The organism is Pseudarthrobacter equi (assembly GCF_900105535.1).
GTDB lineage: Bacteria > Actinomycetota > Actinomycetes > Actinomycetales > Micrococcaceae > Arthrobacter > Arthrobacter equi.
On the sequence record NZ_LT629779.1, the window covers coordinates 2075786 to 2097347 of the forward strand.

The 21562-nt window shown below is 66.1% G+C and carries 21 protein-coding genes; 17 read left to right on the forward strand and 4 right to left on the reverse strand.

The window, feature by feature from the left end; genetic code table 11:
* The first annotated feature begins 6 nt into the window (after nt 1–6).
* The 12 genes from murG (at nt 7) to dnaE (ending at nt 13371) form a co-directional block, all read left to right on the forward strand.
* Nucleotides 7–1107, forward strand: coding sequence for an undecaprenyldiphospho-muramoylpentapeptide beta-N-acetylglucosaminyltransferase (gene murG / locus BLT71_RS09360; RefSeq protein ID WP_091719492.1), 1101 nt, complete (start codon nt 7–9; stop codon nt 1105–1107).
* Complete coding sequence (murC, locus tag BLT71_RS09365; protein ID WP_091719494.1) at nt 1104–2498, forward strand: UDP-N-acetylmuramate--L-alanine ligase; 1395 nt, start codon at nt 1104–1106, stop codon at nt 2496–2498. The genes murG and murC overlap by 4 nt, the downstream gene beginning before the upstream one ends.
* Entirely contained in the window at nt 2491–3426 is a 936-nt protein-coding gene (locus tag BLT71_RS09370; protein ID WP_091719497.1) for a cell division protein FtsQ/DivIB, read from the forward strand. The genes murC and BLT71_RS09370 overlap by 8 nt, the downstream gene beginning before the upstream one ends.
* A gap of 186 nt (nt 3427–3612) precedes the next feature.
* Complete coding sequence (ftsZ, locus tag BLT71_RS09375; RefSeq protein WP_091719499.1) at nt 3613–4860, forward strand: cell division protein FtsZ; 1248 nt, start codon at nt 3613–3615, stop codon at nt 4858–4860.
* An 8-nt stretch (nt 4861–4868) separates the two neighbouring features.
* Nucleotides 4869–5558 (forward strand): polyphenol oxidase family protein, encoded by a 690-nt coding sequence (locus BLT71_RS09380; protein WP_091719501.1) that lies wholly within the window; start codon nt 4869–4871, stop codon nt 5556–5558.
* Nucleotides 5551–6288, forward strand: a complete 738-nt coding sequence (locus tag BLT71_RS09385) for a YggS family pyridoxal phosphate-dependent enzyme (RefSeq protein ID WP_091719503.1) — start codon at nt 5551–5553, stop codon at nt 6286–6288. Before BLT71_RS09380 ends, BLT71_RS09385 begins: the two co-directional genes overlap by 8 nt.
* 88 nt (nt 6289–6376) lie before the next feature.
* Nucleotides 6377–6907 carry a cell division protein SepF gene (locus tag BLT71_RS09390; RefSeq protein ID WP_015936785.1) on the forward strand — a complete coding sequence of 177 codons (531 nt, stop codon included), beginning with the start codon at nt 6377–6379 and terminating at the stop codon, nt 6905–6907.
* Between the two features lie 122 nt (nt 6908–7029).
* Nucleotides 7030–7317: a YggT family protein gene (locus BLT71_RS09395; RefSeq protein ID WP_056077522.1), complete on the forward strand. Its 288-nt coding sequence runs from the start codon at nt 7030–7032 to the stop codon at nt 7315–7317.
* Between the two features lie 176 nt (nt 7318–7493).
* A complete protein-coding gene (locus BLT71_RS09400; RefSeq protein ID WP_091719505.1) occupies nt 7494–8180 on the forward strand; it encodes a DivIVA domain-containing protein in 687 nt (228 codons plus the stop codon).
* Nucleotides 8181–8271: 91 nt separating this feature from the next.
* Nucleotides 8272–8844 (forward strand): signal peptidase II, encoded by a 573-nt coding sequence (gene lspA / locus BLT71_RS09405; protein ID WP_091719508.1) that lies wholly within the window; start codon nt 8272–8274, stop codon nt 8842–8844.
* A complete protein-coding gene (locus BLT71_RS09410; RefSeq protein WP_091719510.1) occupies nt 8837–9763 on the forward strand; it encodes an RluA family pseudouridine synthase in 927 nt (308 codons plus the stop codon). Before lspA ends, BLT71_RS09410 begins: the two co-directional genes overlap by 8 nt.
* Nucleotides 9764–9813: 50 nt before the next feature.
* Nucleotides 9814–13371, forward strand: a complete 3558-nt coding sequence (dnaE, locus tag BLT71_RS09415; RefSeq protein WP_091719512.1) for a DNA polymerase III subunit alpha — start codon at nt 9814–9816, stop codon at nt 13369–13371.
* Between the two features lie 84 nt (nt 13372–13455).
* Here the strand turns inward: dnaE and BLT71_RS09420 are convergent, their stop codons facing one another.
* The gene (locus tag BLT71_RS09420) at nt 13456–13956 is read right to left on the reverse strand and encodes a flavin reductase family protein (RefSeq protein ID WP_091719514.1); all 501 of its coding nucleotides are present in this window, start codon (nt 13954–13956) and stop codon (nt 13456–13458) included.
* A 153-nt stretch (nt 13957–14109) separates the two neighbouring features.
* On the opposite strand from BLT71_RS09420, the gene BLT71_RS09425 reads away from it, so the two are divergent.
* The 3 genes from BLT71_RS09425 (at nt 14110) to nrdR (ending at nt 16737) form a co-directional block, all read left to right on the forward strand.
* The gene (locus tag BLT71_RS09425; RefSeq protein ID WP_091719516.1) at nt 14110–14652 is read left to right on the forward strand and encodes a hypothetical protein; all 543 of its coding nucleotides are present in this window, start codon (nt 14110–14112) and stop codon (nt 14650–14652) included.
* 9 nt (nt 14653–14661) lie between these two features.
* Nucleotides 14662–16038, forward strand: a complete 1377-nt coding sequence (hisD, locus tag BLT71_RS09430; protein ID WP_091719518.1) for a histidinol dehydrogenase — start codon at nt 14662–14664, stop codon at nt 16036–16038.
* Between the two features lie 195 nt (nt 16039–16233).
* A complete protein-coding gene (gene nrdR, locus BLT71_RS09435; protein ID WP_091719520.1) occupies nt 16234–16737 on the forward strand; it encodes a transcriptional regulator NrdR in 504 nt (167 codons plus the stop codon).
* 219 nt (nt 16738–16956) lie between these two features.
* Here nrdR and ppgK read toward each other — a convergent pair whose 3' ends face one another.
* Both ppgK and map read right to left on the reverse strand, forming a co-directional pair.
* On the reverse strand, nt 16957–17760 hold the full coding sequence (gene ppgK / locus BLT71_RS09440; RefSeq protein ID WP_091719522.1) for a polyphosphate--glucose phosphotransferase: 804 nt from the start codon (nt 17758–17760) through the stop codon (nt 16957–16959).
* A gap of 91 nt (nt 17761–17851) precedes the next feature.
* Nucleotides 17852–18730 (reverse strand): type I methionyl aminopeptidase, encoded by an 879-nt coding sequence (gene map, locus BLT71_RS09445; protein WP_091719524.1) that lies wholly within the window; start codon nt 18728–18730, stop codon nt 17852–17854.
* Between the two features lie 120 nt (nt 18731–18850).
* Between map and BLT71_RS20365 the strand changes: the two genes are divergently transcribed.
* Entirely contained in the window at nt 18851–19015 is a 165-nt protein-coding gene (locus BLT71_RS20365) for an SPOR domain-containing protein (RefSeq protein WP_157693445.1), read from the forward strand.
* Between the two features lie 32 nt (nt 19016–19047).
* Here BLT71_RS20365 and panB read toward each other — a convergent pair whose 3' ends face one another.
* Entirely contained in the window at nt 19048–19938 is an 891-nt protein-coding gene (gene panB, locus BLT71_RS09450; RefSeq protein WP_091719526.1) for a 3-methyl-2-oxobutanoate hydroxymethyltransferase, read from the reverse strand.
* 274 nt (nt 19939–20212) lie between these two features.
* On the opposite strand from panB, the gene BLT71_RS09455 reads away from it, so the two are divergent.
* Complete coding sequence (locus BLT71_RS09455; RefSeq protein ID WP_091723936.1) at nt 20213–21553, forward strand: glutamine synthetase family protein; 1341 nt, start codon at nt 20213–20215, stop codon at nt 21551–21553.
* Nucleotides 21554–21562: the final 9 nt, after the last annotated feature.

Sequence of the window (21562 nt, forward strand, 5' to 3'; positions counted from 1 at the left end):
TCCCACATGAACCCGAAGAACCCTTCCATCGTCCTGGCCGGCGGCGGCACAGCCGGCCATATCAGTCCCCTCCTTGCCATCGCCGCGGCCGTAAAGACCGCTTCGCCGGGCGCCGCCATCCTCGCCGTCGGCACACCGTCCGGGATGGAAACCCGCCTCGTCCCGGCGGCAGGGGTTGAACTGGCGACGATCGACCGGGTGCCGTTCCCGCGCAAACCGTCGGCCGACCTGTTGCGGCTTCCTGCCAGGCTCGCCGGCGCAGTCCGCCAGGCCGGAGACATCCTGGACCGGGCTGGCGCCGACGTGTTGGTGGGTGTGGGTGGGTACGTATGCACGCCGATGTACCTCGCGGCCCGGAAGCGGCGGATCCCCATCGTCCTCCACGAGGCGAACGCCCGCCCCGGGCTCGCCAACAGGGTGGGCGCACGCATGACTTCGCGGGTGGCCGTCGCTTTCGAAGGGACGCCGCTGCGGCACGCGGTGCATGTCGGCATGCCCATGCGGACAGAAATCTCGGGCCTGGACCGGAACGCCGCGCGGACCGCCGCCCGGGAGGCCCTCGGACTTGATCCCCAGCAGCCCACCCTCATCGTCACCGGTGGATCCTCCGGTGCCCAAAGCATTAACCGCACCATCGCAGCGTCCGTGGGGCAGCTGGCTGCCGCGGGGATCCAAACCCTGCACATCACCGGGCGCGGCAAGTCGGTCCTGGACGGAGCCGGCCAGCCGCTGGCAGCGCCGGGCTACCGCCAGGTGGAATACGTGGACGGGATGGAACTGGTCTACTCTGCGGCAGACGTGCTGCTGGCCCGCTCCGGCGCTGCGACCGTCTGCGAGGTGGCCGCTGTTGGCGTGCCGGCCGTCCTGGTGCCGTTGCCGATCGGGAACGGGGAACAGGCCCTGAACGCCGCCGGCCTGGTGGCCGCCGGCGGCGCCCTGCTGGTCCAGGACCGCGACTTTACCGACGAATGGCTGGCCAAGGAGCTCGTCCCGCTGGTCACCGACAAGGCACGGCTGGCCACCATGGAAGCCAACTCCTACCGGCTAGGTGTCCGTGACGCCGACCGGCGGATGGCTGCCCTCATCCTGGAAGCGGTGTCCGCATGAGCAACCACGACCTTTCCGGCAGCGAATCCCAGGGCTCCCTGGCATCCCTGGGCCGGGTCCACTTCATCGGGGTGGGCGGAGTCGGCATGTCCGCCGTCGCCCGGATCATGGTGGCGCGCGGCGTCCCCGTCAGCGGATCCGATGCCAAGGACCTTCCCGTCATGCGCGACCTCGCAGCAAAGGGTGCCAGGATCGCCGTCGGTTACGGGCCAGGCAACCTGGGCGATGCCCAGACCGTTGTGGCGGGGTCGGCGATCAGGGCGGACAATCCAGAGCTGTCCGCGGCCCGGCAGGCCGGGCTCCCCGTGCTGCACCGCTCCGAAGCGCTGGCTGCCACGATGGGGGAGGACACGGTGGTGACCGTTGCCGGCACCCACGGCAAGTCCACCACCACGTCCATGGTCACGGTTCTACTTCAGGGCGCCGGCCTGGACCCATCTTTTGCCATCGGCGCCAACGTCCCTTCCCTGGGGGTTAATGCCGCGCACGGCACGTCAGGGATCTTTGTGGCGGAGGCCGACGAATCGGATGGTTCGTTCTTGAACTACCGGCCGCAGATCGCCGTGGTGACCAACGTCGAAGCCGACCACCTGGACCACTACGGCACAGCCGAAGCCGTGTACGAGTCGTTCGACAAGTTCGCCGCCCTGCTGCCCGCCGGCGGACTCCTTGTGGCCTGCGCCGACGACCCCGGCGCACGGGCATTGGCCGAGCGCACCCGCCAGGCGGGCAACACCCGCGTCCTGCTGTATGGCACCGCCGGCGACGCCGACCTGAAGCTTCACGACGACGGCCCCGGCAGGGTTGCGGTATCCACCGCGGAAGGGCGGTTCGACCTCGCGCTGCAGGTACCCGGCCGGCACAATGCGCTGAACGCGGCGGCCGCGTTCGCCGTGGCACTTGAACTTGGGGTTGCACCCGGCGCTGCCGCGTCAGCACTGGCCTCCTTCGCCGGCGCGTCCCGACGGTTCGAACTGAAGGGCGAAGCCCGCGGCGTGCGGGTGTTCGACGACTACGCCCACCATCCCACCGAGGTCCGCGCTGCCCTGACCGCCGCGCGCTCAGTCGCGGGGGAGCACAAGGTGCACGTGCTGTTCCAGCCGCACCTGTTCTCCCGCACCCGGGAATTTGCCCGCGAGTTCGCCGAGGCTTTGGAGTTGGCAGATACCGCGCTGGTCCTGGACATCTACCCTGCCCGCGAGGACCCCATCCCCGGCGTCACCAGCAAGCTCATTGCCGACCATATGGCCGGCCGGGGACGCCTGGTGAGCGCAGAAGAGGCCGTGGCCGCCGTCGCGGACGCGGCCGCGGACGGGGACATCGTGCTGACCGCCGGCGCCGGCGACGTGACCGGATACGGTCCGCGGATTGTGGAGGCCCTGGGTGGCTAGCACGCGCCGTCCCACCTACACCCCGACCGGCCGTAAGGGCCCGGTAACCGGCGGGCGGAGCCAGACGGATCCCGCCGGCTCCCCGGACGCGGACGAGGTGATTTCGGCGTCGCGGAACGTGCCGGTCCAGACGTCGGAGAAGGCCGCCGCCCGCACCAGCGGGACAGGCGGCAGGAAAGCGCCCGCAGCTGATTCCGGCCCGGCCGCCAACGTCCTCGCCTTCCCGGAACCCAGGGGAAAGCGGCGCAGGCGGAGGTTGCTTCTGGTGCTGTGCACTGTGTGTGCACTGGTGGCTGCCCTTCTGGCCGCTGCCGTGTACTCGCCGGTGCTTGCGCTGCGCACCATTACCGTGTCCGGCACGTCACTGCTGACGCCTGCGCAGGTTCAGGCGGCGCTCGAACCGCTGCAGGGGAAGCCCCTCCCGCAGATCGGCGACGACGACGTCATCCGGCTCCTCGAGCCACTGGTCCAGGTCAAGTCCGTGTCTGCCGAGGCCAGGCCGCCCTCCGGGCTTGCTGTCACCGTGCACGAGCGGGTGCCCGTGGCCCTTGTCAAGCAGGGGGAGCAGTACCAGTTGGTGGACGTGGACGGCGTGCAGCTGGCCACCACCGCGGACCCGGCGTCCGTATCCCTGCCGCTGATCGACGGCGGTGCCGGTGCCATTGGACAGGACCTGTTCAAGGCCACCGCTGCTGTGCTGGGCGCCCTTCCCGCGGATGTCCTGGCGAAGTTGTCGAACGCTTCCGCCAAGTCCGTTGACGCGGTGGAGCTCAAGCTGGTGGACGGCCAGACCATCGTGTGGGGCAACGCCTCGGAGAAGGAACTCAAAGCCAAGGTGCTGGCTGCGCTGCTGAAGGTTCCGGCGGATCCGAAGAACCCCGTACAGGTCTACGACGTCAGCGTTCCGCGGCATCCGGTGACACGGTGAGCCGCTTTCTTTCCCGGTATTAATCCGACACGCGGACCCGGTTATTGAATGTGGGAACCAGAGGAAATACCGTCACAGACATGAGTTACTTGACATAACTATAACCTTCAACTGGAAGGTTAAGGTTACAGGCTTCAAGCTCACCATCAGTTTTTCGCAATAAGACACGAACAAGGGACACGTAACGTGGCAGCTCCGCAGAATTACTTGGCCGTCATCAAAGTCGTCGGCATCGGCGGCGGTGGCGTGAACGCAGTCAACCGCATGATCGAGGTCGGCCTCCGAGGTGTTGAATTCATCGCCATCAACACCGACGCCCAGGCACTGCTGATGAGCGACGCCGACGTCAAGCTCGATGTAGGCCGGGAACTGACCCGCGGCCTTGGGGCCGGCGCCAACCCGGAGGTGGGCAAGCAGGCCGCCGAGGACCACGCCGACGAAATCGAGGAAGTGCTGCGCGGAGCCGACATGGTCTTCGTGACCGCCGGCGAAGGCGGCGGAACCGGCACCGGCGGCGCGCCCGTCGTCGCCCGCATTGCGCGCTCCCTTGGCGCCCTGACCATTGGTGTTGTTACCCGTCCCTTCACATTCGAAGGCCGCCGCCGCGCGGGCTCCGCCGAATCCGGCATCGACGCGCTGCGCGACGAAGTGGACACCCTGATCGTGATCCCCAACGATCGCCTTCTTTCCATCAGCGACCGAAACGTCTCGGTCCTCGATGCCTTCCGTTCAGCCGACCAGGTGCTGCTGTCCGGCGTCCAGGGCATCACCGACCTCATCACCACCCCGGGCCTGATCAACCTCGACTTCGCCGACGTCAAGTCGGTCATGCAGGGTGCCGGCTCCGCGCTCATGGGCATCGGCTCCGCCCGTGGCGAAGACCGCGCCGTGAAGGCCGCCGAGCTTGCCATCGCTTCGCCGCTGCTGGAGGCCTCCATCGACGGCGCCCACGGTGTGCTGCTGTCCATCCAGGGCGGCTCGGACCTCGGCCTGTTCGAGATCAACGAAGCCGCGCGCCTGGTCCAGGAAGTTGCCCACCCCGAAGCGAACATCATCTTCGGTGCCGTGATCGATGACGCCCTCGGCGACGAGGCGAGGGTCACCGTCATCGCAGCAGGCTTCGACGACGTCAAGGCCACCTCGCCCTCCATGGACCAGTCCCAGCCGCAGGCACAGGCTGCGCCGCAACGGCCCGCAGCACCTGCGCCGTCGCAGGCGCCGTCCGCCGGCAACACCCAGGGCGGCAGCTACCAGTCCAACGTCCAGCCGGTCCACGCAGGCGTCGGCGCGGCCGGCCTGAGCAACTGGGGCCAGCAGCGCCCCACTGCGGTCCCCGCAGATTCCGGTTTCGACGTGGACCTGCCGTCCGTAGTGGAGCCGGACCTTACCGGCAACCACCAGGACGACCTGGATGTCCCCGACTTCCTGAAGTAGGCAGCGGCTTGTTCCACTGGCGGGCCGGCATCCTTCCGGGGGTGTCGGCCGCTTTTACGAACAGCGACGCCGGCAACCTGGCGCTCCACGTCGGAGACGATCCCGAAGCGGTTCGGCAACGCCGGGCACGGCTCGAACAGGAGATCGGCGTCAGCGCCGGCAGCCTCCGGTTCATGAACCAGGTCCACGGAACAGACGTGGTGCTGATGGATGCCGTCAGTCCCGCTCCCGAGGCGGACGCGATGGTGTCACGCGGCACTCCGCTGGCCGTGATGGTGGCAGACTGCATCCCCGTGATACTGGCCGGCCTGTCAACCGATGGGCCCGTCCTGGCGGTGGCCCACGCCGGCCGTCCCGGCCTTGCCAGCGGAGTCATCCCCGCGACACTGGAGCATATGGCCTCGTTGGGGGCCACCGGCATCCGGGCCTGGCTCGGGCCCTCGATTTGCGGACGCTGCTACGAAGTCCCCGGTGCCATGCAGGAGGAAGTAGTTGCCGCAGTGCCTGCCACCCGGAGCACAACCTCCTGGGGCACTCCCGGCCTCGACCTGCCGGCCGGTGCGCGGAGCCAGCTGGAAAACGCCGGTGTGACTGTTGAATACAGCGGGCCCTGCACCCTCGAGGCGCAGTCACTGTACTCCTATCGCCGTGACCGCCACACCGGCCGCTTTGCAGGGTTGGTGTGGTCCCATGAATGACGCCTCAACAACTGGTGATCCCCGCCTCCGCGAACTTGCCGGGCGGCTGGAGGCCGTACGTGAGCGTATCGCGAGGGCAGTCGGGTCGGCCGGGCGCGAAGGCCAGCCGCCCAGGCTGATCGTGATCACCAAGTTCCATCCGGCAGATGACATCCGCCGCCTCGCCGCCCTGGGTGTCACCGACGTCGGCGAGAACAGGGACCAGGAGGCCGCGGCCAAGGCGGCCGAGCTGGCTGAGGCCGGCCTGGCCTGGCATTTCGTCGGCCAACTGCAGACCAAGAAGGCAAAGTCCGTGGTGCGCTATGCAGCCGCTGTCCACTCGGTGGACCGGCCCCAGCTCGTTGATGCGCTTGCCAAAGCGGTGCTCAACGAACAGGACGCCACAGGGCGGGCGCCACTGGACTGCTTCATCCAGGTCAGCCTTGAGGACGACGCCGGGGCGCACCGGGGAGGCGCGTTGCCCGCCGACGTTGCGGCGCTGGCCGATCGGATCGCCGCTGCGGAAGGGTTGCGCCTGGCCGGTGTCATGGCGGTGGCCCCGCTCGGTGCCGCGCCCGAACCGGCCTTCGAGAAGCTCGCCGGGGTCTCGGAACGGCTGGTGCAGGCCCACCCGGCGGCATCCGGCATTTCGGCCGGTATGAGCCAGGACCTCGAATCTGCCATCAAATTTGGGGCGACACACCTGCGGATCGGTTCCGATATTCTCGGATCGCGTCCGGCCGTGCGGTAGCGTCGGGACTGTTGGAAGTTGGGCGGGGGACTCCAGTGCTGTCAAGTCATTGGGCGGCCCGCTTACGGGACACGATTAGGAGTCGACCATGGCCGGCGCTCTGCGCAAGACAATGATCTATCTTGGGCTCGCCGACGGCGATGAGCATTACGAGTCCGAGCAACTGAACACACGTAAGGATGAGGACGAAACAATGGAAGCAGACCGCGAGGAACGCCGTGCACCTGCACCCGTCCGCGAGGTCAGCCGTGAAACGTCCTACACCCCCGAAGAGGAATACCGCGCCCCAGTGACCCCCATCAAGCGTGCGGCCTCCAGCCGCGAAGAGACCTCAGGCCTCCGCCAGATCACCACTATCCATCCCCGCTCCTACAACGATGCCAAACTCATCGGTGAGAGCTTCCGGGACGGCATTCCGGTGATCATGAACGTCACCGACATGGGTGAGTCGGATGCCAAGCGGTTGGTGGACTTCTCCGCCGGGCTGGTGTTCGGCCTGCGCGGCAGCATCGAACGGGTCACCAACAAGGTGTTCCTCCTGTCGCCGTCCTACGTTGAGGTCATTGGCGACGACAAGAAGGCAAGCGACACCCAGGCCAGCTTCTTCAACCAGAGCTGACCCGCAAACGTTGAACGGATGCCAGGCAGGGACACCTGTCTGGCATCTGTGCTGAAATAGGAACAACACATCGGCGCCACCGCGGCACCGGCTTTCTTGAACATGGAGATATGAGTTAAGGCATGGGAATTGTTTTCGGACTTGTCTATCTCGCGCTCCTGCTGTTTTTTGTTGCCCTGATCATCCGCCTGGTATTCGACTGGGTGCAGATGTTCGCCCGGGAATGGCGGCCGCGCGGCGTTGCCCTGGTGGTGGCGCACGCTGTGTACTCCATCACGGACCCGCCCCTGAAAGTGCTTCGCCGGCTGATCCCGCCGCTGCGTTTGGGCGGCATCTCGCTGGACCTTGGATTCCTGATCCTCTTCATCGCGGTCAGCATTGCGATGGGAATCACCAGAAGCTTCGCCTGATTCAGAGATTTACACCCATGCAACGCAGGTCGGTGCCACCGGGACCGGCTAGTGTGAAGCAGGGAAACTCGAGTTTGACACTCCAGTGTTGAATTAGAGATAGCAGACCAAATTTAGGTACCGTAGTTTTGACGGCCGGAAGGCCTACTGACTAACCAGACCAGTGAGGTGACCAGATGGCTTTGACGCCAGAAGACGTTGTCAACAAGCGCTTTCAGCCGACCAAGTTCCGCGAGGGCTACGACCAGGACGAAGTTGATGACTTCCTGGACGAGATCGTCGTTGAACTTCGCCGCCTGAACCAGGAGAACGACGAGCTCCGCAAGAAGCTCGCCGAGGCTGGTTCCAGCGTTCCGGCAACCGCCGCTGCCGCCCCCGTGGTGGAGAAGGTTCCCGCGCCCGTCAAGGCTGACAAGGACGAAGCCCGCGAGAAGGCCGAAGCTGATGCCAAGGCTGCCGAGGCGAAGAAGAAGGACGTCCAGCCGGCCGCTCCCGTCGCCGCAGCCCCTGCTGCTGCAGCGGCCTCCACGTCCACCCCCTCCGCTGAATCCGCTGCCGGCCTGCTGGCCATGGCGCAGCAGATGCACGATCGCCACGTCGCTGACGGCCAGTCGCAGAAGGACAAGATCATCGCCGAGGCGCAGATCGAAGCCAGCAGCCTCGTCAACGACGCCCAGGAAAAGTCCCGCAAGATCCTTGGCGCACTCGAGCAGCAGCGCTCCGTCCTGGAACGCAAGGTGGAGCAGCTCCGCGGCTTCGAGCGCGACTACCGCTCACGCCTGAAGGCCTACATCGAAGGCCAGCTGCGCGATCTGGATGCCCGCGGCTCCGTGGCGACGCCGGAAGTCAGCGAAGCCAACTAGCACGCACAGCACGTATTCTGAAAGCCGGTGGCTGAGGATTCCTCGGCCACCGGCTTTTGGCATTGACCCCGGTTTTACGAATGAAAGCACCATGACTGACGAACTTGCCGCCGGCGCTGCACGCCCTGTCCCGCCGTCACCCCGCCCACGACGCGGGGTGCTGCTGTCCTTCTTCGCCGGATTCGCAGTATTTGCCTACGTCTTCGACCAGCTGACCAAGATGTGGGTGACGTCCTCCATGGTGGAGGGCGAACGCATCCCGGTCCTGCCGCCGCTCCTGCATTGGTACTTCATCCGAAACTCCGGCGCAGCCTTCTCCATCGGCGAGAACGTCACGTGGGTGTTTTCCATCATCATGGCCGCCGTCGCTGTCGCCATCCTCTTCCAGGTCCGGAAGCTGGGGTCTGTCTGGTGGGCCCTTGCGCTGGGCCTGCTGCTGGGCGGGGCGCTCGGCAACCTCACGGACCGGCTCTTCCGCGAACCCTCGTTCGGCATGGGCCATGTGGTGGACTTCATCCAGCTGCCCAACTTCGCCATCTTCAACATCGCCGATTCCGCGGTGGTCTCTGCCGTGGCCATCATCTGCATCCTGACTCTTCGCGGCATTTCCCTGGATGGAACCCGGGTGCATGCCCAGCGAAAGGGCACGGACGCCGATGCCTGAGCAGATCATCGTCACGGAGGAATACGGCGGCACCCGGGCAGATGCAGGGCTTGCAGCCATTATGGGCATTTCACGCTCAGCAGCCGCCGCCCTGATCGCGGAAGGGCACGTGCTCAGCCGGGGCAAAGCCCTTGGCAAGTCAGCGAAACTGGCGGCCGGCGACACGCTGGAGGTCACCATTCCGGAGCGGCGCGATCCGCTGGAAGTCGTGGAGGAAATTGTGGAAGGCCTGAAGATCCTGCTGGACGACGACGATTTCGTCGTCGTCGATAAACCGGTGGGGGTTGCCGCGCACCCTTCTCCGGGCTGGGTGGGGCCCACCGTGGTGGGTGGCCTGGCCGGTGCCGGCTACCGCATCTCCACGTCCGGTTCGCCGGAACGGGCCGGGATTGTCCACCGGCTCGACGTCGGGACGTCCGGCGTGATGGTGGTGGCCAAGTCCGAGAGGGCCTACACAGCCCTCAAGCGTGCGTTCAAGGAGCGCACGGTGGACAAGGTATACCACGCCGTGGTCCAGGGCCTGCCGGATCCCCTGACCGGAACCATCGATGCCCCCATCGGCCGCCACCCGGGGCACGACTGGCGGTTTGCCGTGACGGAAGAGGGCCGGCAATCCGTGACCCACTATGAGGTGCTGGAAGCCTTTGGCAAGGCGTCCCTTGTGGAAGTGCACCTCGAGACCGGCCGCACGCACCAGATCCGCGTCCATTTCTCCGCACTCCGCCATCCCTGCGCGGGCGACCTCACCTACGGCGCGGATCCGCGCCTGGCTGCAACCCTTGGGCTCACGCGGCAGTGGCTCCATGCCCGGGAACTCGGCTTCGACCACCCGGTGACGGGTGAGCGGGTGCGCGTGACCAGCGACTATCCGCAGGACCTGGCCTTCGCCCTCGACGTGCTCGCCTCGGGACAGGCCTGAGCGGCATCTTCCTGGCAGGGCCGTAACCGGGCAGCGCATAGAATAGTCCGGTGACTTCCAGCAATGATTCGTTTGTCCACCTGCACACCCACACCGAATATTCCATGCTGGATGGAGCCGCCCGGCTGGGGGAGCTGTTCGACGAAACCGAACGGCTGGGCATGCCGGCGCTTGCCACTACGGACCACGGCTACCTGTTCGGTGCGTTCGACTTCTGGCAGAAAGCCCAGGCAAAGGGCATCAAACCGATCATCGGCGTCGAAGCCTATGTGACGCCCGGAACCGCCCGCGGGGACAAGACCCGCGTCCGCTGGGGCGAGGAAAACCAGCGCAAGGACGACATCTCCGGTGGCGGTTCGTATACCCACATGACGCTCCTGAGCTACAACAACGTGGGCATGCGGAACCTGTTCCGCGCATCCTCCATCGCCTCCCTGGACTCCGTCTTCGGAAAGTGGCCGCGGCTTGACCGGGAACTGCTCAACACCTACTCCGAGGGCCTGATCGCCACCACCGGCTGCCCCTCCGGCGAGGTCCAGACCCGGCTGCGACTTGGCCAGTACCGCGAAGCCGTGGAAGCCGCAGCGGAGTTCCGGGACATTTTCGGTGCCGAGAACTACTTCTGCGAACTGATGGACCATGGCCTGGACATCGAGCGTCGCGTCACCGGTGACCTGCTGCGCCTGGCCAAGGAACTGAACCTGCCGCTGGTGGCCACCAACGACCTCCACTACACGCACGAGCACGACGCGAAGGCGCACGAGGCGCTGCTGGCCATCCAGTCCGGTTCGACCCTGCTGGAGCCCACCTATGACAACGGCGGCTCCCGGTTCGCGTTCTCCGGCAGCGGCTACTACCTGAAGTCCCCGCAGGAAATGCGCGAGCTCTTCCGCGACCACCCCGAGGCCTGCGACAACACGCTGCTCATCGCCGAGCGGTGCGAAGTGTCGTTCAACACGAACGCCAACTTCATGCCGCGGTTCCCCTGCCCGCCGGGTGAGGACGAAACCTCCTGGCTGGTCAAGGAAGTGGACCTGGGCCTGCAGTACCGGTACCCCAAGGGCATCCCGGACGAGGTCCGCAAGCAGGCGGACTACGAGCTCGGCGTCATCACCTCGATGGGCTTCCCCGGCTACTTCCTCGTGGTGGCGGACTTCATCAACTGGGCCAAGAACAACGGCATCCGCGTCGGCCCCGGCCGTGGCTCCGGTGCCGGTTCCATGGTGGCCTACGCCATGCGAATTACGGACCTCGATCCGTTGCGGCACGGCCTGATCTTCGAACGCTTCCTCAACCCGGACCGCGTTTCCATGCCCGACTTCGACGTCGACTTCGATGACCGGCGCCGCTCCGAAGTCATCGACTACGTGACGCGCAAATACGGCGACGAGCGCGTGGCCATGATCGTGACCTACGGCACCATCAAGACCAAGCAGGCGCTCAAGGACTCCTCGCGCGTGCTGGGCTACCCGTTCAGCATGGGGGAGCAGCTCACCAAGGCCCTGCCCCCGGCCGTCATGGCCAAGGACATTCCGCTGGCAGACATCCAGAATCCGGAATCAAAAAGGTACAGCGAAGCAGGGGACTTCCGGCAGCTTGTCAGCACGGATCCGGAGGCCGCCAAGGTCTTCGAGACGGCCCTGGGCATCGAGGGCCTGAAACGCCAGTGGGGTGTGCACGCCGCCGGCGTCATCATGTCCTCGGACCCCATCATCGACGTCATCCCCATCATGCGCCGCTTCCAGGACGGCCAGGTGATCACCCAGTTCGACTACCCCACGTCCGAGGGCCTGGGCCTGATCAAGATGGACTTCCTGGGCCTGCGGAACCTGACGATCATTTCCGACGCCCTCGAGAACATCAAGATGAACCGCGGCATCGACCTGGACCTCGAGAACCTGGAGCTCGACGACGCGCCGTCCTACGAGCTCCTGGCCCGCGGCGACACCCTGGGCGTGTTCCAGCTCGACGGCGGACCCATGCGGTCCCTGCTCAAGCTGATGAAGCCTGACAACTTCGAAGACATTTCCGCTGTCCTTGCGCTCTACCGGCCCGGTCCCATGGGCGCCAACGCCCACACCGATTACGCGCTCCGTAAGAACGGCATCCAGGAAGTCATCCCTATCCACCCCGAACTGGAGGAACCCCTCAAGGAGATCCTCGGCGGGACTTACGGCCTGATCGTGTACCAGGAGCAGGTTATGGCCGTGGCGCAGAAGCTGGCCGGCTACTCGCTGGGCCAGGCAGACATCCTCCGCCGCGCCATGGGCAAGAAGAAGAAATCGGAACTGGACAAGCAGTTCGCCGGCTTCTCCCAGGGCATGCAGGACAACGGCTACTCCATGGCGGCCGTGAAGACCCTCTGGGACATCCTGCTCCCGTTCTCGGACTACGCGTTCAACAAGGCCCACTCCGCCGCCTACGGCGTTATTTCCTACTGGACCGCCTACCTGAAGGCGCACTACGCACCCGAATACATGGCTGCACTGCTGACGTCGGTGGGTGACGACAAGGACAAGTCGGCCATCTACCTCAACGAGTGCCGTCGCATGGGCATCACCGTCCTGCCACCGGACGTCAACGAATCGGCCCTGAACTTCACCCCTGTGGGCACGGACATCCGCTTCGGCATGGGCGCAATCCGCAACGTCGGCGTCAACGCGGTGGAAGCCATGGTTGCCGCCCGCGAGAGCGAGGGCGCTTACACGTCCTTCAAGGACTACCTGATGAAGGTACCGGCGGTGGTCTGCAACAAACGGACCATCGAGTCGCTGATCAAGTCCGGCGCCTTCGACTCCCTGGGCCACCACCGCCGCGCGCTGGCCATGATCCACGAAGAAGCCATCGACTCCGTGATCACGCTGAAGCGCAACGAGGCGATCGGCCAGTTCGACCTCTTCGCGGGCTTCGAGGAGGCCGAGTCCGAAGCGTCGTTGAGCATCGAGATCCCGGACCTGCCTGAGTGGGAGAAGAAGGACAAGCTCTCGTTCGAGCGCGACATGCTGGGGCTTTACGTCTCGGACCACCCGCTCCAGGGCCTGGAAGGGGTCCTGAGCCAGCACGCGGAAATGAGCATCACCACCATCCTGGGTGAAGACGGGCCGCAGGACGGCGCCATCCTCACCATCGCGGGCATGATCACCTCGCTCAGCCGCAGGATTGCCAAGGCCAGCGGCAACGCGTACGCACGCGCCGAGGTGGAGGACCTGGGTGGTTCCATCGAGGTTATGTTCTTCGGTCAGGTCTACGGACCCATCGCGTCAGTGCTCGCCGAGGACCTGATCGTGGTGGTGAAGGGCCGCCTGCAGAAACGCGACGACGGCGCCATCGCCCTGAACTGCATGGAACTGTCCGTCCCGGACCTCAGTGAAGGCCTGAACGGCCCCGTGGTCATCACCATGCCGACGCACAAGGCCACCGAGGCTGTGGTGACCGAACTCGGCGACGTGCTCCGAACCCACCGGGGCAATTCCGAGGTCCGGCTGCACCTCCAGGGCGACACCCGCACCGAGGTCATGGGCCTGCCCGTGCACCTGCGGGTCAACCCGAGCCCCTCGCTGTTCGGCGACCTGAAAGTCCTCCTGGGCCCGGCCTGCCTGGATGCCTAGGTGATCTTCCCGAAGGGAAGCACGACGGCGGAAGCCGCCTTTCCGCCGTCGTCCGACCTTCTGCGGGAGGTGTGTTGGCCGGGGCTAGATTTCGTAGTCGAGGGGGACAGGCTGGCCGTAACCCCCGGCGTGGTACAGCAGGGGCGTGCCTTCGCCGCCCACCTGGCCGTCGACCACCTGGACCACCACCACGGCGTTGTTTTCGAAGGACAGGCGCATCTGCACTTCGCCGATCAGCCAGCCCGCAACGTCCTTCAGCACGGGTACCCCGTGCGGCCCCGTTGCCCAGTGGTCGCCCTCGAATCGGTTTCCGGCGGCCGAAAACCGTGCGGCCAGCTGCTGGTTTTCGAGCCCCAGCATGTGGACCCCGATATACGTGGTGTTGGCCACAGCCGGCCAGGAACGCGAACTGCGGGCCATGTTGAAGGTGAAGCGTGGCGGCTGGGCAGACAGCGAAGCCACTGACGTTGCCGTGAAGCCGTAGGGCTCGTCCTGGTAGTTGACCGTGATGATGGCCACCCCGGCCGCGTGGCGCCGGAACATTTCCCTGAACGTCCGTTCGAACGGCGCGCTGTTGTCGGTCACCCGTAACTCCTGAATGGTGGATGGGCAGTTGCTTGTTCCCTAACCCTATTGTCCGCCTTCCCCCGGAGAGCAACATTCCGACACAGGCGGGAGGTCAACAACCCGTGGCTGGGCGGCGGTCTGCCGGCAGGAACATTTGTTAAGGTTTGTGGCATGACACTTATACCCCGCCGGGACCGGCCGCGCCTGCCGTGGGCCCTCTTCGCCGTTCCTGCGGTTGCCGGCGTTCCCGCCGGAATCCTGTGGTGGCTGCTGGCACCGGGCGGCCTCAACCTGATCACCCGGGACCCTGCGCTGGCTACCGGCTCCAACACCTCCGTCTGGCTGCCGCGGGACCTTACGCTCGCCGGGCTGATGGTCCTTGCCGGCTGCCTTCTTGCGGTGTTCCTGGCCGACCGCCGGCGCCCCCGGCCGGAGGCATCGTTGGTGCTGGGCCTGGCCGGAGCGCTGGTTGGCAGCCTCCTGGCCTGGCAGGCAGGGATGTTGGCCGGACGGCTGTGGGGCACTCCGGTGGACACGTCCCTGAATGCAAGCCTGGCATTCTCCCTCCGCGCACTGCCGGTGCTGCTCCTGTGGCCGGCAGCCACCGCCATTTCCGTATTTGTCTTGGAGCTCCTGGAACAGCTTGGCCGGAAGCCCGGCGCCGGGAACCCGCTGGAGGAGGCCGCTGGCAGCAGCGGCCGCGGCGCCCCGTAAAATAGTCCGGTGACCATTTCATCGGAGTTCCCCGCCACCCCCGCCACTGCCGTGAACTTCCGGACGGTGGACGTCCGGGGCCGCAACCTGACCCTCGCCGGGCTCCGCGCGGCAGTCCCCCGCGCACAGGGACAGACGGTGGCCAACGCCGAGGAGAAGGTTCTCGACATCATCGGCGCCGTCCGCGCGAGGGGGTTCGAGGCGCTGGCTGAGCTGGCGCTCCGGTTCGACGGTGTGGAGCAGTCCCACCCCCGGGTGCCCGCGGAGGCCCTCGACTCGGCCCTGGACAACCTGGACCCCGCCGTCCGGAAGGCGCTCGAGGAATCCATCCGGCGTGCCCGCATCTTCGCCGACGGCCAGCGTCCCCGCAATGTTGACGTCGAACTCGGCGACGGCGCCCTGGTCAGCCAGAACTGGGTTCCGGTGGCACGGGTGGGTCTCTACGTGCCCGGCGGCCTGGCCGTCTACCCGTCGTCGGTCATCATGAACGTGGTGCCCGCACTGGCCGCCGGCGTGGAATCCATCGCCCTGGCGTCGCCGCCGCAGAAGGAGTTCGGCGGGCTGCCGCACCCCACCATCCTTGCTGCAGCCGCCCTGCTGGGAATCACCGAGGTCTACGCCATTGGCGGCGCACAGGCGATCGCCGCCTTCGCCTACGGCGTTGATGCGACGGAGGCCGGCCCGGCCCTGGAGCCCGTGGACGTGGTGACGGGGCCAGGCAACATCTTCGTCGCTACTGCCAAGCGCCTGGTGAAGGGTGTGGTGGGCATCGATTCCGAGGCAGGCACCACCGAGATCGCCATCCTCGCTGACTCCACCGCGCAGCCTGCCCTGGTTGCTGCCGACCTGATCAGCCAGGCAGAACACGACCCCCAGGCGGCGTCAGTCCTGATCACGGATTCGGAGGACCTCGCCGCTGCCGTGCGCGCGGAGCTGGACGTGCAGGCCGCGTCCACCAGGCACTCCGACCGGGTCCGTGAGGCCCTGTCCGGCCCGCAATCCGGCGTGGTGCTGGTGGACGGCCTGGAACAGGGCATCGCGGCCTGTGATGCCTATGCCGCCGAGCACCTGGAGATCATGACCAAGGACGCGTCCGCCGTTGCGGCGCGGATCAGGAACGCCGGGGCAATCTTCGTGGGGGACTACAGCCCCGTCAGCCTTGGCGACTACTGCGCCGGCTCCAACCACGTGCTCCCCACCAGCGGGACCGCGGCCTTCTCCTCCGGCCTGAACGTCACCACGTTCCTGCGGGCCATCCAGGTGGTGAACTACAGCCGGGACGCCCTTGCCGAAGTCAGCAGCCACATCGTGAACCTGTCGCGCGCGGAGGACCTGCCCGCCCACGGTGACGCGGTCACGGCACGTTTCCCGAGTGCCGCCGGCTAAGCCCCAAAGGGGCTCTGGCACTACATGTAGTTGATGCGTCCACTACATGTAGTAATAACACGCTTGTTATTCACCTGCGGGCCGCCGTAAACTGGAGGCTGCGGCAGTAATGCCGCCAACCTGTGCCACCATAGTCTTCACCTGCCGACTGCCGATTCCACAGTCCCCAAAGGGACCCTGCGAGAGAGGGACGCCATGTACTGTCCGTTCTGCCGCAATCCCGACTCCCGGGTGGTGGACAGCCGGATGGCCGACGACGGGTCCGCCATCCGCCGGCGCCGGCAGTGCCCGGAGTGCGGGCGCAGGTTCACCACCGTGGAAACCACCAGCCTGTCGGTCATCAAACGGTCCGGTGTGGGCGAGCCCTTCAGCCGCAGCAAGGTCATCAACGGCGTCCGCAAGGCCTGCCAGGGGCGCCCTGTGAGTGAGGACGACCTCGCCATGCTGGCGCAGGAAGTGGAAGAGCAGATCCGCGCTTCCGGCGCCGCGGAAATCGACGCCCATGAGGTGGGCCTGGTCATTCTTGGTCCGCTGCAGAAGCTGGACGAGGTCGCCTACCTCCGCTTCGCAAGCGTCTACCAGGCCTTTGAATCCCTTGAGGACTTTGAGTCAGCCATCGCCCAGCTCCGCCACGAGGCGAAGGAAGATGCCACGGAAAGTCCTGTCACGCCGCGAAAGCCGGAAAAGACTTCCCTATAAGACTTCCGGCGGCAGCTGCGGAGGGGAAGCCGCAGCTGCCGCCGGTACCTCACCCGCTCGGCGCGGCCTCACCAGCCATGAACGTCCAGTGCGGCGGCCCTGTGGATCATCAATATGCAGTGCACCAAAAGCTCTGAACACGAAAACACAGAACACCCCTCCCGGATCCGGAAGGGGTGTTCAGCGTCAACCGTAAGGGGCCCGGCTTCGCGGTGCGGCCTACTTGGTGAGCTTGTGCTGCAGCGCTATCTCCACAGCGGCGCCCACAATCCCGGCTTCGTTCCGGAGCACCGCCGGGACAATCGGGGTGCGGAGCTTGAGATTGGGCAGGTATTCGTCGGCACGCTTGGAGATGCCGCCGCCAACAATGAACAGTTCGGGGGAGAACAGGAACTCAACGTGGGAGAAGTAGCGCTGCAGCAGCACGCTGTATTCATCCCAGGACAGCCCGTCCCGCTCACGTGCCACGGCGGACGCCTTGGTCTCTGCATCGAAACCGTCCACCTCCAGGTGGCCCAGTTCGGCGTTCGGGACGAGCTTGCCGTCGAAGATGAAGGCCGAGCCGATGCCGGTGCCAAGCGTGATGACCAGGACGGTTCCCTTGACGCCTTCGCCCGCGCCGTAGCGGGCTTCCGCGAGTCCGGCGGCATCGGCGTCGTTGATTACCTCAACCGGGCGGCCAAGCCGGGCGGTGAGGAGGGCATCGATGTCCGTGTCGAGCCAGCTCTTGTCCACATTCGCGGCGGAGTGGACCACTCCGTGCTGGATGATGCCGGGGAAGGTCACGCCGACCGGCGAGCCGGCCTCAGGGGCCTCGGGACGCGCTGAGAGCTCGGCCACCACCAGTGCCACGGCCTCGGCCACGGCCTCGGGGGTGGCCGGCTGCGGCGTGGGAACCCGGAACCGGTCGCCCAGGAGCTTGCCCTTTTTCAGGTCGACGATGCCGCCCTTGATTCCCGTGCCTCCGATGTCGATGCCGATCAGCGGGGCGTTCTTGTGAGACTTCTCATCTTTCTTGGCCAATGGGTTTCCGTTCGTGGCAGGGGACGGGCAGGGAATAGGGTGCCGGGCGGCTTGCAGCTCTCGCAGGCCGGTGCGGCCGCAGGGCGGCGCGCTACGGCAGGGTGAGGATTTCGGCGCCGCTTTCGGTGACGAGGAGGGTGTGCTCGAACTGGGCGGTGCGCTTGTGGTCTTTGGTGACAACGGTCCAGTCGTCGGCCCACATGTCCCATTCCACGGTGCCCAGGGTGAGCATCGGTTCAATGGTGAAGACCATGCCGGCCTCGATGACGGTGTTGTAGGCCGGGGCGGCGTCGTAATGCGGGATGATCAGCCCGGTGTGGAAAGCCTCGCCCACGCCGTGCCCGGTGAAGTCCCGGACCACACCGTAGCCGAAGCGCTTGGCGTAGGACTGGATGGCGCGGCCAATGACGTTGATTTCGCGGCCCGGGGCAACGGCTTTGATGGCCCTGTTCAGGGATTCCTGCGTCCGTTTAACCAGCAGCCGGGAATCTTCATCCACGTCGCCCACCAGGAAGGTGTAGTTGGTGTCGCCGTGGACGCCGTTGATGAAGGCGGTGATGTCGATGTTGATGATGTCGCCGTCCTGGACCACCGTGCTGTCCGGGATGCCGTGGCAGATGACCTCGTTCAGGGAAGAGCACAGGGACTTGGGAAAGCCACGGTAGCCCAGCGTGGAGGGGTAGGCGTTGTGGTCGAGGAGGAACTCATGGCCCACCTTGTCCAGTTGGTCGGTGGTGACGCCGGGCTCAATGTGCTTTCCCACCTCGACGATGGCCTGCGCCGCGATCTTCCCCGCGATGCGGATCTTCTCGATGGTCTCCGCGGATTTTACTTCGGAGCCGGTGAATTTGGCAGGGGCGGGTTTGCCCACGTACTCCGGGCGGGGGATGGACGCCGGGACGGGACGCTGCGGGCTGACGGTACCGGGGGTGAGGGTGCCGATGGGTGCAGTCGAGGCAAGGGAAGGCATAGATTGATCATATAAGGCACCACAGAACGCCTAACAACCGCGAAGCCGGGCATGCCGCCGTAAGAATCAACGTTACGCGGATCACGTTCCGGAAGCGCCGGCCGAACCGAGGGAGCAGCAATGCCTGAGTACTGGTACAACGTCAATACCCACGAGGTCGAAGAGGACAGGCTTTCCGACTGGAGCCAGCTGATCGGACCCTACAAGACGAGGGAAGAAGCCGAGCACGCGATTGAAAAGGTCCGCGCCCGCAACGAGTCCTGGGAAAAGGGCGACGACGACTGACGGGCAGGTGCCCGCCCTGAAGCAGGTGCCGCCTAGAAGGAGTGCTCGGGGCCGGGGAACTGCCCGGTCCGGACGTCGTTGCCGTACTCCGTGGCCGCCTCGAGCAGCGTGCTGCGCAGGTCCGCGTACTGCTTAACGAACTTTGCCATCCGGCCGCCGCGGAGTCCGGCCATGTCCTGCCAGACGAGCACCTGGCCGGTGGTTTCCTTGCCCGCGCCGATGCCCACGGTGGGAACGTCGACGGCGGCGTCCACGGCGGCCGCGGTTTCGGCCGGGACCATTTCCATGAGGACACAGAACGCCCCCGCCCCGGCCAAAGCGACGGCGTCGTCAATCAGGCGCTGTGCATCGTCGCCGCGGCCCTGGACCCGGTAGCCGCCCAGGGCATGTTCGCTCTGCGGAGTGAAACCGATGTGGGCCATCACGGGAACACCGGCCTGGACCATGGCCCGGACAGTGGGGGCGTAGTAGGCGCCGCCTTCGATCTTGACCGCCTGGGCCAGGCCCTCTTTCAGGAAGCGCACGCCGGTGGCCACCGCCTGCTCCACTGAAACCTCGTAGCTGCCAAAAGGCAGGTCCGCCACCACCAGGGCGCGTTTGGCGGTGCGCGCGACCGCCCGGCACAGGGGGAGGAGCTCGTCAACGGTGACGGGCAAAGACGTTTCGTTCCCAAAGACGTTGTTGGAGGCGGAGTCGCCCACCAGCAGGACTTCGATCCCGGCGGCGTCAAAAATTTCGGCCGTGTACTGCTCGTAGGCGGTCAGCATCGCGAACCGTGTTCCGTCCCGCTTGGCCTGCTGCAGGTGGTGGATGCGTACCTTGGCCGGCTTCCGCTCTGCTGCGGGCGCCGGCTGCGCAGGGCCAGTGCCGTAGGGGGCGGGTACTTCGGCGGACGCGCGTGATTCGGAGCTGTTGGAGGCCATGGGACGAGCGTAGTGCGGTACCCGCCGTCCTAGCTACCGCGGGGGCGGGCACTAAAGGTGATAACGGTCATAACCAGGGGTGTCGGCCGGCTGGCGGGAACGGCCAAACCGGCGCCGCGGGCCGCCGCGGACCGTGCGCCAGGTTAATGCTGTGTTACGTGCGGCGCAGGCTCAAGCATCGGCGTCGAATGCTTAGTACAGTGTTGGTGAACTGCTGCCGGCTTTCCCCTTGCGTGGACCCGGAGCATGGACGTTGACCGGAGAAGAGGCCATCATGGACCGCCAGCAAGAATTTGTCCTGCGCACAATCGAAGAGCGCGACGTACGTTTCGTGCGGCTGTGGTTCACCGACGTCGTGGGATCGCTGAAGTCCGTGGCGCTGGCGCCGGCGGAAGTTGAAGGAGCCTTCGAGGAAGGCCTTGGCTTCGACGGTTCCTCCATCGAGGGCCTGGCCCGCGTTTTCGAGTCGGACATGCTGCTGCAGCCCGACCCGGCGACCTTCCAGATCCTGCCCTGGCGCGGTGAGACCGAACAGACCTCGCGGATGTTCTGCGACATCCTGACGCCTGACGGTGAGCCGTCTACAGCGGACCCCCGCAACGTCCTCAAGCGGACCCTGGCCAAGGCCGCAGACATGGGCTTCACCTGCTATACGCACCCGGAGATTGAGTTCTACCTCCTGAAGTCCCAGGAACTGGGTGCGGACGGCGCGCCGGTGCCTGTCGACGAGGGCGGATACTTCGACCACGTGCCCGGTGGCGTGGCGCAGGACTTCCGCAGGACCGCTGTCACCATGCTTGAGTCTGTGGGGATCTCGGTGGAATTCAGCCACCACGAGGGCGGCCCCGGCCAGAACGAGATCGATCTCCGCTACGCCGACGCCCTCCAGACCGCGGACAACATTATGACGTTCCGCACTGTTATTAAGGAGGTGGCACTCCAGCAGGGAACCTACGCCACCTTCATGCCCAAACCGTTCACGGCCCACCCGGGTTCGGGCATGCACACGCACTTCTCCCTGTTCGAAGGGGACAGCAACGCATTCTTCGAGGCCGGTGCCGAGTACCAGCTGTCCAAGACGGCCCGCCAGTTCATTGCAGGCATCCTCAAGCACGCGCCCGAATTCACCGCCGTCACCAACCAGTTCGTGAACTCCTACAAGCGCCTCTGGGGCGGTGGCGAAGCACCGAGCTACCTGAGCTGGGGCCACAACAACCGTTCCGCGCTGGTGCGCGTACCCCTGTACAAGCCGGGTAAGGGCCAGTCCGCCCGGATCGAATACCGCGGCATCGATTCCGCCACCAACCCGTACCTGGCGTACGCCGTGCTGCTGGGCGCAGGCCTCAAGGGCATCGAGGAAGGCTACGACCTCCCGGCCGCAGCGGAGGACGACGTCTGGTCGCTGAGCTCGGCAGAGCGCCGGGCCATGGGCCACGACCCCCTCCCGGCCAGCCTGCATGACGCCATCCGGGCCATGGAGGACTCTGAACTGATGCCGCAGATCCTGGGCGAGCAGGTTTTCGAGCACTTCCTCCGGAACAAGCGGGCCGAATGGCAGGACTACCGCCTGCAGGTGACGCCCTACGAACTGCAGCGCAATCTCGGCATCCTTTAGGCCGCGGGC